Annotated in this window: 17 protein-coding genes; all 17 read left to right on the top strand. The window is 31.2% G+C overall.

Translation table 11 applies throughout. The features are described from left to right. The first annotated feature begins 6 nt into the window (after positions 1–6). The 17 genes from ispG (at position 7) to JK636_RS03810 (ending at position 15,447) form a co-directional block, all read left to right on the top strand. Complete coding sequence (gene ispG / locus JK636_RS03890; protein ID WP_202747537.1) at positions 7–1,056, top strand: flavodoxin-dependent (E)-4-hydroxy-3-methylbut-2-enyl-diphosphate synthase; 1,050 nt, start codon at positions 7–9, stop codon at positions 1,054–1,056. A 285-nt stretch (positions 1,057–1,341) separates the two neighbouring features. Further along, positions 1,342–1,803, top strand: a complete 462-nt coding sequence (rimP, locus tag JK636_RS03885) for a ribosome maturation factor RimP (RefSeq protein WP_202747536.1) — start codon at positions 1,342–1,344, stop codon at positions 1,801–1,803. Between the two features lie 13 nt (positions 1,804–1,816). Continuing rightward, positions 1,817–2,878, top strand: a complete 1,062-nt coding sequence (gene nusA, locus JK636_RS03880) for a transcription termination factor NusA (protein WP_202747535.1) — start codon at positions 1,817–1,819, stop codon at positions 2,876–2,878. A gap of 9 nt (positions 2,879–2,887) precedes the next feature. Next, positions 2,888–3,157 (top strand): RNase P modulator RnpM, encoded by a 270-nt coding sequence (gene rnpM, locus JK636_RS03875; RefSeq protein ID WP_202747534.1) that lies wholly within the window; start codon positions 2,888–2,890, stop codon positions 3,155–3,157. Next, positions 3,147–3,449 carry a ribosomal L7Ae/L30e/S12e/Gadd45 family protein gene (locus tag JK636_RS03870; protein ID WP_202747533.1) on the top strand — a complete coding sequence of 101 codons (303 nt, stop codon included), beginning with the start codon at positions 3,147–3,149 and terminating at the stop codon, positions 3,447–3,449. The genes rnpM and JK636_RS03870 overlap by 11 nt, the downstream gene beginning before the upstream one ends. Positions 3,450–3,468: 19 nt before the next feature. Further along, positions 3,469–5,562 carry a translation initiation factor IF-2 gene (infB, locus tag JK636_RS03865; protein ID WP_202747532.1) on the top strand — a complete coding sequence of 698 codons (2,094 nt, stop codon included), beginning with the start codon at positions 3,469–3,471 and terminating at the stop codon, positions 5,560–5,562. A gap of 21 nt (positions 5,563–5,583) precedes the next feature. Then, positions 5,584–5,946 carry a 30S ribosome-binding factor RbfA gene (rbfA, locus tag JK636_RS03860; protein WP_202747531.1) on the top strand — a complete coding sequence of 121 codons (363 nt, stop codon included), beginning with the start codon at positions 5,584–5,586 and terminating at the stop codon, positions 5,944–5,946. Then, complete coding sequence (locus tag JK636_RS03855) at positions 5,927–6,892, top strand: DHH family phosphoesterase (protein ID WP_202747530.1); 966 nt, start codon at positions 5,927–5,929, stop codon at positions 6,890–6,892. Before rbfA ends, JK636_RS03855 begins: the two co-directional genes overlap by 20 nt. Further along, positions 6,892–7,761, top strand: a complete 870-nt coding sequence (gene truB, locus JK636_RS03850; RefSeq protein ID WP_202747529.1) for a tRNA pseudouridine(55) synthase TruB — start codon at positions 6,892–6,894, stop codon at positions 7,759–7,761. Before JK636_RS03855 ends, truB begins: the two co-directional genes overlap by 1 nt. A gap of 11 nt (positions 7,762–7,772) precedes the next feature. Then, positions 7,773–8,708, top strand: coding sequence for a bifunctional riboflavin kinase/FAD synthetase (locus JK636_RS03845; RefSeq protein ID WP_202747528.1), 936 nt, complete (start codon positions 7,773–7,775; stop codon positions 8,706–8,708). A gap of 127 nt (positions 8,709–8,835) precedes the next feature. Beyond that, a complete protein-coding gene (gene rpsO, locus JK636_RS03840; RefSeq protein ID WP_202747527.1) occupies positions 8,836–9,099 on the top strand; it encodes a 30S ribosomal protein S15 in 264 nt (87 codons plus the stop codon). A 121-nt stretch (positions 9,100–9,220) separates the two neighbouring features. Beyond that, positions 9,221–11,341, top strand: a complete 2,121-nt coding sequence (locus tag JK636_RS03835) for a polyribonucleotide nucleotidyltransferase (RefSeq protein WP_202747526.1) — start codon at positions 9,221–9,223, stop codon at positions 11,339–11,341. Positions 11,342–11,417: 76 nt separating this feature from the next. Beyond that, positions 11,418–12,716, top strand: a complete 1,299-nt coding sequence (locus JK636_RS03830; RefSeq protein WP_202747525.1) for a M16 family metallopeptidase — start codon at positions 11,418–11,420, stop codon at positions 12,714–12,716. Continuing rightward, a complete protein-coding gene (gene dut, locus JK636_RS03825) occupies positions 12,673–13,122 on the top strand; it encodes a dUTP diphosphatase (protein WP_338025724.1) in 450 nt (149 codons plus the stop codon). The genes JK636_RS03830 and dut overlap by 44 nt, the downstream gene beginning before the upstream one ends. Positions 13,123–13,216: 94 nt before the next feature. Beyond that, the gene (locus tag JK636_RS03820) at positions 13,217–13,492 is read left to right on the top strand and encodes a YlmC/YmxH family sporulation protein (RefSeq protein WP_202747523.1); all 276 of its coding nucleotides are present in this window, start codon (positions 13,217–13,219) and stop codon (positions 13,490–13,492) included. A gap of 12 nt (positions 13,493–13,504) precedes the next feature. Beyond that, the gene (dapG, locus tag JK636_RS03815; RefSeq protein WP_202747522.1) at positions 13,505–14,704 is read left to right on the top strand and encodes an aspartate kinase; all 1,200 of its coding nucleotides are present in this window, start codon (positions 13,505–13,507) and stop codon (positions 14,702–14,704) included. Positions 14,705–14,766: 62 nt separating this feature from the next. Then, on the top strand, positions 14,767–15,447 hold the full coding sequence (locus JK636_RS03810) for a ClpP family protease (protein ID WP_202747521.1): 681 nt from the start codon (positions 14,767–14,769) through the stop codon (positions 15,445–15,447). Positions 15,448–15,465 lie beyond the last annotated feature (18 nt).

Genomic DNA, 15,465 nt, shown 5'->3' with positions numbered 1-15,465 from the left:
AACAAAATGGATAGACGTAACACTAAAAAAATAAAACTTGGTAATATATATGTTGGCGGTGATTCTCCAATAACTATTCAGTCTATGACTAATACTGATACAAGAAATATATCAGCAACTGTTTCTCAAATTATTGCTCTTGAAGAAGCTGGATGTGATATAATTCGTTGTGCAGTTCCTGATATTGAAGCAAGTGAAGCTTTAGAAAAAATTATAAAGCAGGTACATATTCCTGTCGTAGCTGATATTCATTTTGATTACAGATTGGCTTTAAGTGCAATAAAAAGCGGTGTATCAGCATTAAGGATAAATCCAGGAAATATTGGAACTAAGGAAAGAGTAAAGGCTGTGGCAGAAGCAGCGAAAGAAAAAAATATTCCTATAAGAATTGGTGTAAACTCAGGATCAGTTGAAAAAGATATATTAAGTAAGTATGGTAATGTATGCCCTGAAGCATTAGTAGAAAGTGCTTTGAAACACGTTAATATATTAGAAGACTTAAATTTCTATGATATTGCCATATCAATAAAATCATCTAATGTTCTTCAAATGATAGACAGTTACAGATTAATATCAAAAAAGGTTGAATATCCTTTACATGTTGGTGTTACTGAATCGGGGACTATTTGGAGAGGCACAATTAAATCCAGCGTTGGAATCGGAACATTATTATGCGAGGGCATAGGTGATACTATAAGAGTTTCTCTCACTGGAGACCCTGTTGAAGAAGTTAAAGTAGGAAAGGAAATTTTAAAGTCTATTGGACTATTAGATTCAGGTGTAGAATTTATATCATGCCCAACCTGCGGAAGAACTCAAATAGATCTTATAAAGATTGCTAAGGAAGTAGAAGAAAAAGTATCCAAATTAGATAAAAAGATAAAAATAGCAGTTATGGGTTGTGCTGTAAATGGTCCTGGAGAGGCTAGAGAAGCAGATATAGGAATAGCAGGTGGCAATGGTGAAGGTCTAATATTTAAAAAGGGAGAGATCATAAAAAAAGTAAAAGAGGAAAATTTGGTTGAAGAATTATTAAAGGAAATTAATAATTTATAGAATTCTTAGTCTATTTACTCTATTTTAGCTAAATAATGAAGTTTTCCTTGAATTTAGTTTTTTGTTGTGTTAAACTGTTTATAGTTAATTATTACTGATAATTTTTCGGCGAAGGAGTGGGTTGTAAAAGCCCGCTTTTTCTATTTTTAAGACGCAACATAAGTTGCGTTTTATTATAAACAATTTTAAATATAAACCCATAATAGTAAACTTAAGTTAAAACTTATTATAACTGTAATATACTTTTATAATTTTGTAAAACATATAGGTAAGGAGGGAGTATAAATGAACAAGGATGATTTAATAAAAAGATTATATCAAATAATAGAGCCAAGTATTGCTGAGGAAGGATATGAACTTTACTATCTAGAGTATGTTAAGGAAAACGGTGAAAACTTTTTAAGAATTTATATAGATAATTCTTCTGGAATTGGCTTGGATGATTGTGAAAAGGTAAGCAGACGTGTTAGCGACATTATTGATGCAGAGGATCCTATTTCAGACTCATATTATCTCGAAGTATCATCTCCAGGAATAGATAGAACTTTATATAATGACAAACATCTAGAAAAAAATATTAATAATTCAGTAATAGTAAGATTAAATAAATTGTATGCCGGCAAAAAGTTATTTGAAGGAAAGTTAATTTCATTTAATCCTAAAGAAATAATTATTAATTCAGACAATGTTGATACTAGTATTCCAAGGGAAATAATAAAAATCATTAATTTAAAAGGGGATTTTTAAGGAGGTTACAAAAATGAATGAGGAATTTATAGAAGCTTTAAGAGAAATTGTTAAAGAAAAGGGTATTAGTGAAGATTTACTTTTCACTACAATTGAAGATGCTTTAGTAGCCGCCTACAAAAAGAATTATACTACAGGAAGTACCCAAAATGTAAAAGTAACTATGAATAGAGCTAATGGAGAAATCCATGTATATTCTCAAAAGAACGTAGTTGTTAATGTTGAAAATGACGTTGAGGAAATTTCTTTAGAGGAAGCAAGAGAAGTAAATCCAAGATATCAATTGGAAGATATTGTAGATATTGAAGTAACTCCAAAAAAATTTGGAAGAGTTGCTGCTCAAGCTGCTAAACAGGTAGTAATACAAAGAATTAAAGAAGCAGAAAGAAGCATTATTTATAATGAATTCATAACAAAAGAGTATGATATTATTACTGGTACTGTCATTAGAAAAGATAAAGGTAATGTATTCGTAGATTTAGGAAAAATTGAAGCAGTACTTGGACCAAATGAACAGATGTCAGGTGAAGCATATAATTTTAATGATAAATTAAAATTATATATAGTGGAAGTAAAAAATACAACCAAAGGCGCCCAAGTAGTAGTATCTAGAACACACCCTGGACTAGTAAAGAGATTGTTTGAACTTGAAGTTCCTGAAATATTTGATGGAGTTGTAGAGATTAAAAGCATAGCTAGGGAAGCAGGATCAAGAACTAAAATATCGGTTCACTCAAATGATGAAAATGTTGATGCTATGGGTTCTTGTGTTGGCCCTAAAGGCAGCAGAGTTCAAAGTATTGTAAATGAGTTAAAGAATGAAAAAATAGATATCATAAAGTGGAGTAAGCTTCCAGAACAATATATATCCAATTCTCTAAGTCCCGCAAAAGTTTTAGATGTAACTCTAGATGAAGAAAGTAAATCAGCAAAAGTAATAGTTGATGACAATCAACTATCACTAGCTATAGGAAAAGAAGGTCAAAATGTCAGACTTGCTGCAAAACTTACTGGTTGGAAAATAGACATAAAGAGCAAGTCTCAGTCTGAAAGCTTAAACAATCGTAATGAGTAGGTGAGTGTGATGAAGTCCAAAAAAATACCTCAGCGAATGTGCACAGGTTGTATGGAAATGAAACCTAAAAAAGAATTAATACGTATAGTCAAATCTAATGATGGAAAAATATTTGTTGACTTAACCGGTAAAAAGCCTGGTAGAGGTGCTTATATTTGTAGAAATGACGAGTGCCTTTTAAAAGCTATCAAAGCAAAACGTCTAGATAAAAATTTAGAAACAAAAATTGATGATTTAATATACAATAAACTGAAAGAAGAGATAGCTGATGAGAGATAAGTTTCTTCAGTTTTTAGGTTTAACTAAGAAATCTGGTAATTTGGTTGAAGGTTATAATAAGTGTGAAGATATATTAAAGAGAAATAAACTATTTTTAATAATATTATCTTCAGATTGTTCAGAAAATACTAGTGACAAATTTATCAGATATTGCAATAACTACAAAATACCTTATATTCAAGCTTATACTAAGGAAGATCTAGCAATACCTTTAGGAAAACCAGAAATTAATGTGTTAGGTGTTACAAACGAGCAAATGAGTAAAAAACTATTAGAATTATGGAACCAGTAAAAAATTCGGGGGTGAATATATGTCAAAAATAAGAGTATATGAATTAGCAAAGGAATTAGACGTATCAAGCAAGGACTTGATTAATTTATTATCAGAAGAGTTTAACATTAATGTTAAGAATCACATGAGTGTAATAGAAGAAGAAGATAGTGAGTTAATCAAAGAATTAATTAAAGAAAGTAATAAATCTCAAGAAAAAACTACAGCAGCTCAAACTGAAGATGAAGATATTATAGAAAAATATGAAGAATTAGCTGAAGAAAAAGTTAAAGTTAAGAAAAACAAGAAGAAAAGCAAAAACGATTTTTTTAGTCTAGAGGATTTAAACGAAGAGAATGATGTAGTAAATACATCTGATAGCTCAATTATAGAAGTAGGTGATACCATTACTGTAAAAGAGTTGTCAGAAAAATTAAACAAACCTACAACTGAAGTTATCAAGCAATTAATATTTATGGGAGTAATGGCTGCAATAAATCAAGAGATAGATTTTAATATTGCAGAAAAAGTTGCAGAAAAATTTGAAGTTACTATATCAAAAAAAGAAGACACACATGTAAATGTTGAAGTAGAGCTCGATGCTGAAGAAGATTTAGATGCTGAAAAACGACCTCCTATCGTAACTATAATGGGTCATGTTGACCATGGTAAGACTTCTTTACTTGATGCAATAAAAAAATCAAAGGTGACTGAAACAGAAGCCGGCGGTATAACTCAGCATATTGGTGCTTATACAGTAACAATAAACGATGAAAAAATAACTTTCCTAGATACTCCAGGACATGAAGCATTTACTGCTATGAGGGCACGTGGGGCTCAAATTACAGATATAGTAGTTTTAGTAGTTGCAGCGGATGATGGGGTTATGCCTCAAACTATAGAGGCTATTAATCACTGTAAAGCGGCTAATGTACCTATGATAATAGCAATTAATAAAATGGATAGAGCTAGTGCTAATCCTGACAGGGTAAAACAGGAATTAACCGAGTATGGATTAGTATCAGAAGACTGGGGTGGCGACACTATTTGCGTTCCTGTTTCTGCTCATACTAAAGAAGGTATAGATAATCTTTTAGAAATGATTATATTAACCTCTGAAATTCAAGAATTAAAAGGGAACCCTAATAGAAATGCGAAAGGTACAGTTGTTGAAGCAAAGCTAGATAAAGGCAGAGGTCCTGTAGCTACTTTATTAGTTCAAAATGGTACACTTCATGTAGGGGATTCTATACTTGTAGGAACTACTTATGGAAGAATAAGAGCTATGTTTGATGATAAGGGCAAAAAAATTAAGCATGCTGGACCTTCCATTCCTGTAGAGATTTTAGGACTATCGGAAGTTCCTGCTGCTGGAGATAAGTTTAATGTTACAAAAGATGAAAAAACTGCAAGAGAAATGGCTGAAAAGAGAAAAGATAAGTTCAGAGCAGAACATTTACAGTCTACAAACAAAGTTTCTCTAGAAGACTTATATAGTCAAATTCAAGAAGGAAAAGTTAAAGAACTAGGAATTATTGTAAAAGCCGATGTTCAAGGTTCTGTAGAGGCTGTAAAGCAATCTTTTGAGAAATTATCTACTGATAATGTAAAAGTTAGAATAATACATGGTGCAGTAGGAGCAATTACTGAAACAGATGTTATTCTTGCCACTGCTTCTAATGCCATAATAATTGGTTTTAATGTACGACCTGATACTAATGCAGCAGCACTTGCTGAAAAAGAGAAGGTTGATATAAAAACTTACAGAATTATATATGATGCTATAGATGATATAAAATCAGCAATGATTGGAATGTTAGAGCCTGAATACAAAGAAGTTGTTTTAGGTAAGGCTGAAGTAAGAATGACATATAAAATTTCTAATGTTGGAACAATTGCAGGATGTTATGTATTGAATGGTAAAATTACAAGAAACAGCAGCGTTAGAGTTATAAGGGACGGAATTGTAATTTTCGAGTCAACTTTGGCTTCTTTAAAAAGATTCAAAGATGACGTAAAAGAAGCAGCTGCCGGATATGAATGTGGTCTTAGTGTCGAAAAATTCAACGACTTAAAAGAAGGCGATATTATAGAAGCTTATACTATGGAAGAAATTAAACCTAAGCAATTATAATACTGAAAAGGAGAGGATTGCATGGCTAAATACCGAAGCGGGAGAATTAATGAAGAGATTAAAAAGGAAATTAGTGATATAATCCATAATGAAATTCGAGATCCAAGATTAACTGCTATGGTAAGCGTAACGAGAGTTGATGTAACAAAAGACTTAAGATACGCTAAAGTATTCGTCAGTATATTCGGTAAGGAAGAAGAAAAGAATGCTTCACTTAGTGCTCTTAAAAGTTCTTCTGGATTTATAAGACGTGAAGTAGGTCATAGGGTAAATTTGAGATATACTCCCGAGATATTAATAGAGCTTGATAATGCTATAGAGCACGGCATGCATATTAATTCACTAATTGAGAGTTTAAAGGAGAATGTTAAGCATGATAAATAAGGTTGTTGAAGTACTAAAAAAAAGTACTTCAGTTGGAATTACCTTTCATGTTTCTCCAGATGGTGATTCGTTAGGCAGCGCTTTAGCTCTCATGCTTGTACTAAAAAAACTAGGAAAGGAAGCTTATATAGTTTCAAGTGATAAAATTCCTGAAACATATAGCTTCTTGCCTTATTTAAATTCTATAATGAATGAGTTTAGAATTAGTGAGAACTCTCTCGACTCTATAGTAGTATTAGATTGCGGTAACTACGAAAGAATATCTGCTAAAATAGATTTTGATAAAAAAGAATATACTCTAGTTAACATAGATCATCATATTTCTAACGACTTTTATGGTGATATTAATTTTATAGATACCAAAGCTTCATCTGTTGGAGAACTTATCTTTGAAATTATGAAATTATTACAGGTTGAGCTTGATGTTGATATAGCAACATGTATATATACTTCAATTTTATCCGATACTGGCGGTTTTAAGCATTCAAATACAACTAGTAGAACACACTCAATTGTAAGTGAATTATTAATCTCTGGTGTTAAATTTAGTGATATACATAGATTAATTTTTGAGAACAAAAAATTTAATCACATAAAGCTTATGGGAAAGGTTATAGATAGTTCTTATCTAGCTTTCAGCAATCAAGTTTGTGTTATGAAATTCACAAAAAAAATGCTGGAAAATTTAAATATAGAGCTTACAGATACCTCATATTTAGTGGATTTAGGCATGAATATTGATTCAGTAGAAGCTGCTGTTCTAATTAAGGAATGTGACGAGTGTGTCAAAGTAAGTTTAAGATCAAAATCATTTCTAGATGTTAGAAAAATAGCCGAAAGTTTTGGTGGTGGCGGACATATTAGAGCAGCAGGCGCTACCTTAAAAATAGGAGTCAAAGAGGCCGAGGACGTAATATTAAAAGTTATTGAAAAAGAGTTGATATAATGGATGGAGTTTTAAATATTTATAAACCTTCTGGTATTAGTTCGTTTGATGTAGTTAGAAAAATAATGAAACTATGTAACACAAGAAAAGTAGGTCATACTGGTACTTTAGATCCATTGGCTTCTGGAGTACTGCCTATATGTGTTGGTAAAGCTACAAAGATAGTAGATTATTTAATGAGTGAAACAAAAACATACAGGGCACAATTGAAACTAGGAATTACTACTGATACTTATGACAGAGAAGGAAGTATTATTTCCGAAAAGAAAGTGAATATTTCTGAAGAAGCAATATTGAGAATCTTTAATCAGTATATAGGGGAGATTGAACAAGAACCGCCTATGTATTCCGCTTTAAAAGTTAATGGTAAAAGATTATATGAACTTGCGAGACAGGGGATAGTAATAGAAAGGAACAAGAGAAATATAACAATTTTTGATATAACTATTGAAGACATTTCTCTACCCATTATCACTTTTATTGTAACTTGTTCTAAAGGCACCTATATAAGGAGTTTATGTCATGATATAGGTAACAATTTAGGTACAGGCGGAATTATGTGGAATTTGGAACGCACGCAGACTGGTAATTTTAAAAAAGAAAATTCAATTGATTTTTATTCGCTTGACGAAGAAATTATATCAAAAAATATATTGCAAATAGAACATTCTCTAAATATATTTGATAAGGTTTCGTTTAGTAATAAGTACGAAAAGTTATTACTAAATGGTGTTAAAATAAAAAACACATTTATTATAAATTCTATAGATATGGATAAGATTCTCAGAGTTTATGTTGATACCAATAAGTTTATAGGTTTGGGCAAAAGAGATGAAGAGGGATTTAAAATCATTAAATTATTAGTTTAGGAGCAGTAATTATGATAGTTTTACAAGATAATTTTGATAGTAAACTAAGTTTTAAAACCTATATAGCACTTGGAAGTTTTGATGGTTTACATATTGGTCATATGAGTTTAATTAATAAAACACTGGAATTATCAAAACATAATAAGGTTAAAAGCATGGTATATACCTTTAATAATCATCCACTTAGTATTATAAATAAAGATAAAGTTCCTAAATTATTAATGGACAATGAATCAAAACTTAATATATTGGATAAAATCGGAATAGATATCGTAAATTTAGTGGATTTTAATATAGATTATATGAAAATTGTTCCAGAGCAATTTGTTATGAATATGCTTGAATTTTACAATGCCGCTGGTATAATTGTTGGTTTTAACTATAAATTTGGTTATAAAAATGCAGGAGATGTATCATTGCTTGAGAAATTAAGCAAAAGACTTAACTTTGAGTTAATCGTTATGGATTCTGTTATGTATAACGATAATGTTATTAGTAGTTCGAGAATTAGAAATTTAATATCAGACGGAAATGTTGCAGAAGCTAATAAAATGTTGTTTCAACCTTTCATGCTTAAGGGTAAAGTTATAAAAGGAAAACAGCTTGGCAGAAAATTAGGTTTCCCGACTGTAAATTTACAATACAATACCGAATTCATTCTTCCTGCTACAGGAGTTTATTATACAACCATCGAATACAACGGAATATTTTATAAAGGTATTACTAGTGTAGGATATAATCCAACAGTAGAACCTATAAATATTAAAATTTCAATAGAAACTTATATATTAGATTTTAATAAGAATATATATGATGAAAATATAAAAGTCTATTTTATTGAAAAAATGAGAGATGAAATAAAGTTTGATAGCTTAGATGACCTTATTAGACAGCTTGAAAAAGATAAATTTTATGCTGAAAGTCAAGTTTTGCAAAAAATTGATTAAAAAGAACAAAAAGTAATTTACATTATATTATATATTTGTTATAATACTTGCGTGAACCTTATGCTAAGAACAACGAATTGCCAACGTAATTCTTGGGATAAAGGGGATAATTTTTGGAGGTGTTACAATGGAAAAGGCAAAAAAACAAGAGATAATTGAGCTATATAAAAGACATGAAGGAGATACTGGTTCTCCAGAAGTTCAAATAGCTTTACTAACAGAAAGAATTAATCATTTAACAGATCACTTAAAGAGCCATAAAAAAGATCACCATTCAAGAAGAGGTCTTCTTATGATGGTTGGTAAAAGAAGAGGTCTTCTAAATTATTTAGCTAAAGAAGATATTCAAAGGTATCGTGATATTGTTGAAAAACTTGGATTAAGAAGATAATCAAGAGCGGGTCAACACCGCTCTATTATTTTAAAATTATTTACTACAAATAGATTAAATTTTATAATAAATAATTTTTAGTAGATAATACTATAAGTGTACATTGAAGGGAGGTAAATGTATGAGTAATATACTAGAAACCACCGTTGCAGGTAGAAAACTTAAAATTGAATATGGTAAAGTCGGTATGTTATCAAATTGTGCTTTATTGGTTAGTTATGGAGATACTGTAGTTCTTACTAATGTAAATGCTTCACAAAAACCAAGAGAGGGGATTGATTTCTTTCCTCTAAGTGTAGAATACGAAGAGAGGTTATATGCAGTAGGGAAAATTCCAGGAGGGTTTATTAAAAGAGAAGGAAAACCTTCAGAGAAGGCTATTTTAAATGGCAGAGCTATAGATAGACCTCTAAGACCTTTATTTCCAAAAGGATATAGGAATGACGTTCAGGTTGTTTGTACTGTAATGTCTGTTGAACCCGATAATCTTCCTGAAATCTTAGCAATTAATGCAGCATCTGTTGCTTTATGTATTTCGAGTATTCCATTCACAGATCCTGTTGGCGCTGTATCTGTTGGTTTAATTGATGGCAATTTTATTTTAAACCCTACATCGAAAGAAAGAGAGCAGAGTATATTAAATCTTACCGTTTGCGCTACTAAGGAAAGAGTAATAATGCTTGAAGCTGGCGGCGATGAGATACCAGATGATGTAATGTATGATGCTATTATGTTTGGTTTTGAGGAATGTAGAAACATAGTAAAATTCCAAGAAGAAGCTATGGCTAAGATAGGTAAAGAAAAAATAGTTCCAGAGCTTTATAAGGTAGCGAAGGAATTAGAAAACGAAGTGAGAGAATTCTCCTTCAATCTAATCAAAGATGCTATGTACATAACCGACAAAGATAAGAGAAATGAAGCAATGGATTCAGCTAAATCTAAAATTAGTGAAACCTTTGCTGAAAAATATCCTGATAACTCTTCTGACATATCTGACGTTGTTTATAGAATTCAAAAAGAAGTAGTTAGAAATATGATATTAAACGAAAAAAGAAGGCCTGACGGAAGATCATTTGATCAAATAAGACCTATAGGCTGTGAAGTAGCTCTATTACCTAGAACACATGGAACTGGATTATTTACTAGAGGGTTAACTCAAGTTATGACAGTTGCTACAATTGGTGCTTTAGGTGACGTTCAAATTTTGGATGGTATTGGTGAAGAAGAATTTAAGAGATATATGCACCATTATAATTTCCCATCTTACAGCGTAGGAGAGGTAAAACCTTTAAGAGGACCTGGAAGAAGAGAAATAGGACATGGAGCGTTAGCTGAAAAGGCTTTAGAACCTCTTATTCCATCAGAGGAAGAGTTCCCATACACTATTAGATTAGTCTCAGAAGTTTTAAGCTCGAATGGTTCTACATCTCAAGCCAGTGTTTGTGGTAGTACGCTTGCACTTCTTGATGCTGGTGTACCAATAAAGAGACCGGCTGCAGGAATTGCTATGGGATTAGTTACAAGTGAAGATTTAACTAAAGAGGAAGTCTTAACTGATATTCAGGGGATAGAAGACTTCTTTGGAGACATGGACTTCAAAGTAGCAGGTACAGAAAAAGGAATAACAGCAATACAAATAGATACAAAGATAAAAGGAATTTCTAATGAGTGTATAAAAAAATCAATCGAAGATGCACGAAAAGCAAGACTGTATATCTTAGATAAAATCAACGAATGTATACCTGCTCCTAGAAAAGAACTTTCCAAGTATGCACCAAGAGCCTATACAATAACAATAGATCCTGAAAAAATCAGAGATGTTATAGGTACAGGAGGCAAAACTATTAATAGAATAATAGCTGAAACTGGAGTTAAAATTGATATAAAAGATGATGGAAAAGTTTTTGTTATGTCTAATGATAGTATTGGTGCGGAAAGAGCCCTAAAAATCATAGATGATTTAACTAGAGAAATAAAGGTCGGCGAAATCTACCTTGGTAAAGTAACTAAGATTGCAAACTTTGGTGCATTTGTGGAAATACTGCCAGGTAAAGAAGGATTAGTACATATATCAAAATTGGATTTTGCAAGAGTTAACAAAGTTGAAGATATTGTTTCTGTTGGTGATGAAATTTTAGTTAAGGTTACAGAAATTGATAATCAGGGTAGAATTAATCTTTCGAGGAAAGATGCTATTAGAGATTCAGAATCAGAAAATGATGAAAAGGAAACTGAAAAATAGAAGGGCATCACTGCCTTTTTATTTTTTATAAAAATAATTGCTTACTATTTGATGCTTCTTGTTATAGGAGGAAAACATGTATAATATTTTTAGACTTAGTAATGGTTTGAGGATAGTTGTAGAAAATATAGATTATGTGAATTCAGTAAGTGTAGGACTATGGGTAGAAAATGGATCAAGAAATGAGAATAACTTAAACAATGGTATATCTCATTTTATTGAACATATGTTTTTTAAAGGAACAAATACTAGAACTTCAAAACAAATTGCAGAAGCCATAGAAGATGTAGGTGGTCAAATAAATGCTTTTACTGGCAAAGAAGCTACATGTTTTTATATCAAAGCTTTAGATTCCCACTTAGAGCTATCATTGGAAGTCTTATCTGACATGTTATTTAACAGCAAGTTTTCTGCCGACGATATCGAAAAAGAAAAAAGTGTCATCATTGAAGAAATAAATATGAGTGAAGATCAACCAGAAGATGTACTATCCGATTTGCATAGTATAGCAATATGGGGCGATGATAGTATATCTATGCCTATACTTGGATCAATAGATACTGTTAAGTCCTTTAGCAGAGAAAAGTTAATTAAGTATGTTTCTGAATACTACATTCCTGAAAATTCAGTAATTTCAATAGCAGGAAAAATAAATATGAATATAATAGAAAGTATAGTTAGTAAATACTTTGGCCATTGGACTAGTTGCAACAAAGTAATCACTAAGTACTCTTCTCCGAAAATATTAAACAATCATTTAATGAAAGAAAAGGATATAGAACAACTTCATTTAAGCTTAGGACTAATTGGAATTGACACGGGGAATGATGATATATACCCAATGCTACTTTTAAATAATATGTTTGGCGGAGGTGCTTCGTCTATATTATTTCAAAAAATACGAGAAGATTTAGGTTTATGTTACTCCATATATTCTTATATTTCATCTTTTAATAATACTGGTGTTCTAAGCATTTATACTGGCTTAAATTCTAAGTATTCAGTTGAAGTTGTGAGCACCATCAAGGATGAGATTATTAAATTTTCAACGATTGATATCACAAATGAGAAATTATTCAAACTAAAAGAACAGCTTAAAGGAAATTATATTTTAGGACTTGAAAGTACTAGCAGCCGTATGTTTAGCAATGGAAAATCAGTCTTATTTTTAAATAAAGTTAAAACCCCAATGGACATAATCACAAAAGTTGATAGTATTACTAAAGAAGATTTAAATGATGTAATGAATAAAACCTTCACAAAAGGAATACAAAATTCATCATTTGTAGGTAACAATTTAGATTTAGATTCGTTAATTAACATAATGGAGAGTGATAGTATTGCTTTTAAAAATAAAAAAAGTAAAAGGGTTTGAAGACCTACCTACTCCTAAATTTATGACTAGTGGAGCTGCAGGTATGGATTTATTTGCAGCTATAGATGGAGATATTACTATTAAACCATTTGAAAGACATAAGGTGCCTATTGGTATCTGCATAGAACTACCTAAAGGGTATGAAGCACAAATACGTCCAAGAAGCGGGCTAGCAGCTAATTATGGGATAACTCTTTTAAATTCCCCAGGAACTGTGGATTGGGACTACAGGGGTGAAATAAATATAATATTAATAAATTTAGGTACTGAGAATTTTATAATTAAAAAAGGTGATCGGATTGCCCAAATGGTAATAAATAAAATAGAAACACCAATTATAGAATTAGTTGAAGAGATAAGTGAATCACAAAGAGGAACTGGAGGATTTGGTTCTACCGGACTTTAGTACTAAAACCTTAATATCTTTCATAGTATTCTATATAAATAGATTAGTATTTTATAATGCCAAATTCTATGTAAGATATTAAGGGGGAACCAACATGAGTGAAAATATAAAATATTATAGTGAAATGGAAAGATACGAAATTATAAATATTAATGATGGAGAAAAGTATAATTATTTATCCAACAATGATATTGTAATAAGCGATGATGGAAACTTGAAGTTTTTAATTTTAAATGATACTAAAACCAAATTTAGTTTTTTTGGTGGTAATGAATTCATTGAGGTACCTTGGGACTTTATAAAAAAAATTGGATCAAGGACTATAATAATAGATGCTGAGGAAAGTGTTTTAAAGAAAACTCGGGTATGATGGAGGGTCAATATGAGATTGTTAATTCAAAAATTTGGAGGTACGTCCGTTTCATCTCATGAGAGACGACAATTAGTTATAGATAAAATTATTCATGCTATAAAAGAAGGATTTAGTCCTATTGTTGTAGTTTCTGCTATGGGGAGGAAGAATGATCCTTATGCAACTGACACACTTCTTTCTCTGATTAGTGATGATTTTAAAAGTAAAAATCTTTTAGCAACAGATTTAATAATGAGTTGCGGTGAAACTATAAGTACTGTTGTAATGGCTGATGAATTAAGTAAATTCGGCATAGATTCAGTTCCTCTAACCGGAGGACAGTCAGGTATAATTACAGATTCAAATTTTAACAATGCCCAAGTATTGAATATTAATACAGAAACTTTATTAAATTTAGTTGAGAGTGGAAAAGTTCCTGTAGTAGCAGGATTTCAAGGACAAACAAAAGATGGATTTACTACCACACTTGGACGAGGTGGTAGTGATGTTACTGCTTCTTTATTAGGTGTGGCATTAAATGCTGAAAAAATTTATATTTATACTGATGTTGATGGAATTATGACAGCTGATCCAAGAATTGTTTCTGAGGCTTCATTAATAGAGGAAATAAGTTATAACGAAGTCTTTCAATTTGCTCATCAAGGTGCCAAGGTTATTCATCCTAGAGCAGTTGAAATTGCAATGAAAGGTAATATTCCTCTTGTAATAAAGAATACACTCAGCAACTGTGGAGGCACAGTAATAAATAATACTGGAAGCTTTAATACTGAAAGCGTTATGACCGGAATAACTCATATGAGCAATAGAGTACAATTAAGAGTTAGTTTAGCTGATAATAAAAATAATGACAGCTATGCTGTTTTACTAGATGTACTTGCGCAAAATATGATTAGTATTGATCTTATTAATGTATTTCCTAAAGAAAGCATTTTTACTATTGATTCTAAAGACTTAGAGAAATTTAATGAGATAATGAGTGTTCTCGAATTAAAATATACATGTATTGAGAACTGCAGCAAGATAGCGTTGATTGGAAGCAGAATTAGAGGAGTACCTGGAATAATGGCTAGAGTGCTTAAAGCATTGGCTAAAGAAAATATTGAAGTTTTACAAACGGCGGATTCTCATACTACTATATGGTGTCTTGTAGAATCAAAGTTTACTGATCAAGCAATTAATGCACTTCATAAGGAATTTAGCTTAGGATAATCATTTTAATGCATATATATTTCTTCTATTGTAAAAACTAGTTTATGCTAGGAGGAATGTATATGTCGGAAGAAAATACAAAAAAAGATTTAGATAATATTAAAGAACTTGGTGTATCAAATATACCTAGGCCAGATGAGAGAATTCAAATTCTCCCAATTATAGGCCAAGTGGAAGGGCACATGATGCTTCCGCCACAAACAAAGGCCACTAAGTATGAACATGTAATCCCACAGCTTATATCTATTGAAACTAATGAAAGGGTAGAAGGTGTACTTATAATATTAAATACTGTAGGTGGAGACGTAGAAGCAGGTCTTGCAATTGCAGAAATGATAAGAAGTCTAAGTAAACCTACTGTATCACTTGTTATTGGAGGAGGTCATTCTATAGGAGTTCCTTTAGCTACCTCAGCAGATTATTCCTTTATTTCACCTTCTGCTACAATGATAATCCATCCAATAAGAATGAATGGGTTAATAATAGGTGTTCCTCAAACCTTTGAATATTTTAATAAAATGCAAGATAGGATTATAGAGTTTATCACTAGAACGAGCAATATAGATAAAGAAACATTAAAAAAGCTTATGCTTCAAAGTGATGAGCTTCTTAATGATATGGGAACAATTCTAATAGGCAATCAAGCTGTAGAATATGGATTAATTGATGATGTAGGAGGTATAAGTGAAGCATTAAGAAAACTTGATTCACTTATTGATACTACGACTAAAAGTAAACCATAGGATTTTTCCTATGGTTAG

This window comes from Clostridium rhizosphaerae (assembly GCF_016765585.1).
Classification (GTDB): Bacteria; Bacillota; Clostridia; order Clostridiales; family Clostridiaceae; genus Clostridium_AT; species Clostridium_AT rhizosphaerae.
Note: the sequence above shows the minus strand (reverse complement) of the source record. Positions and strands in the feature narration are given on the sequence as shown.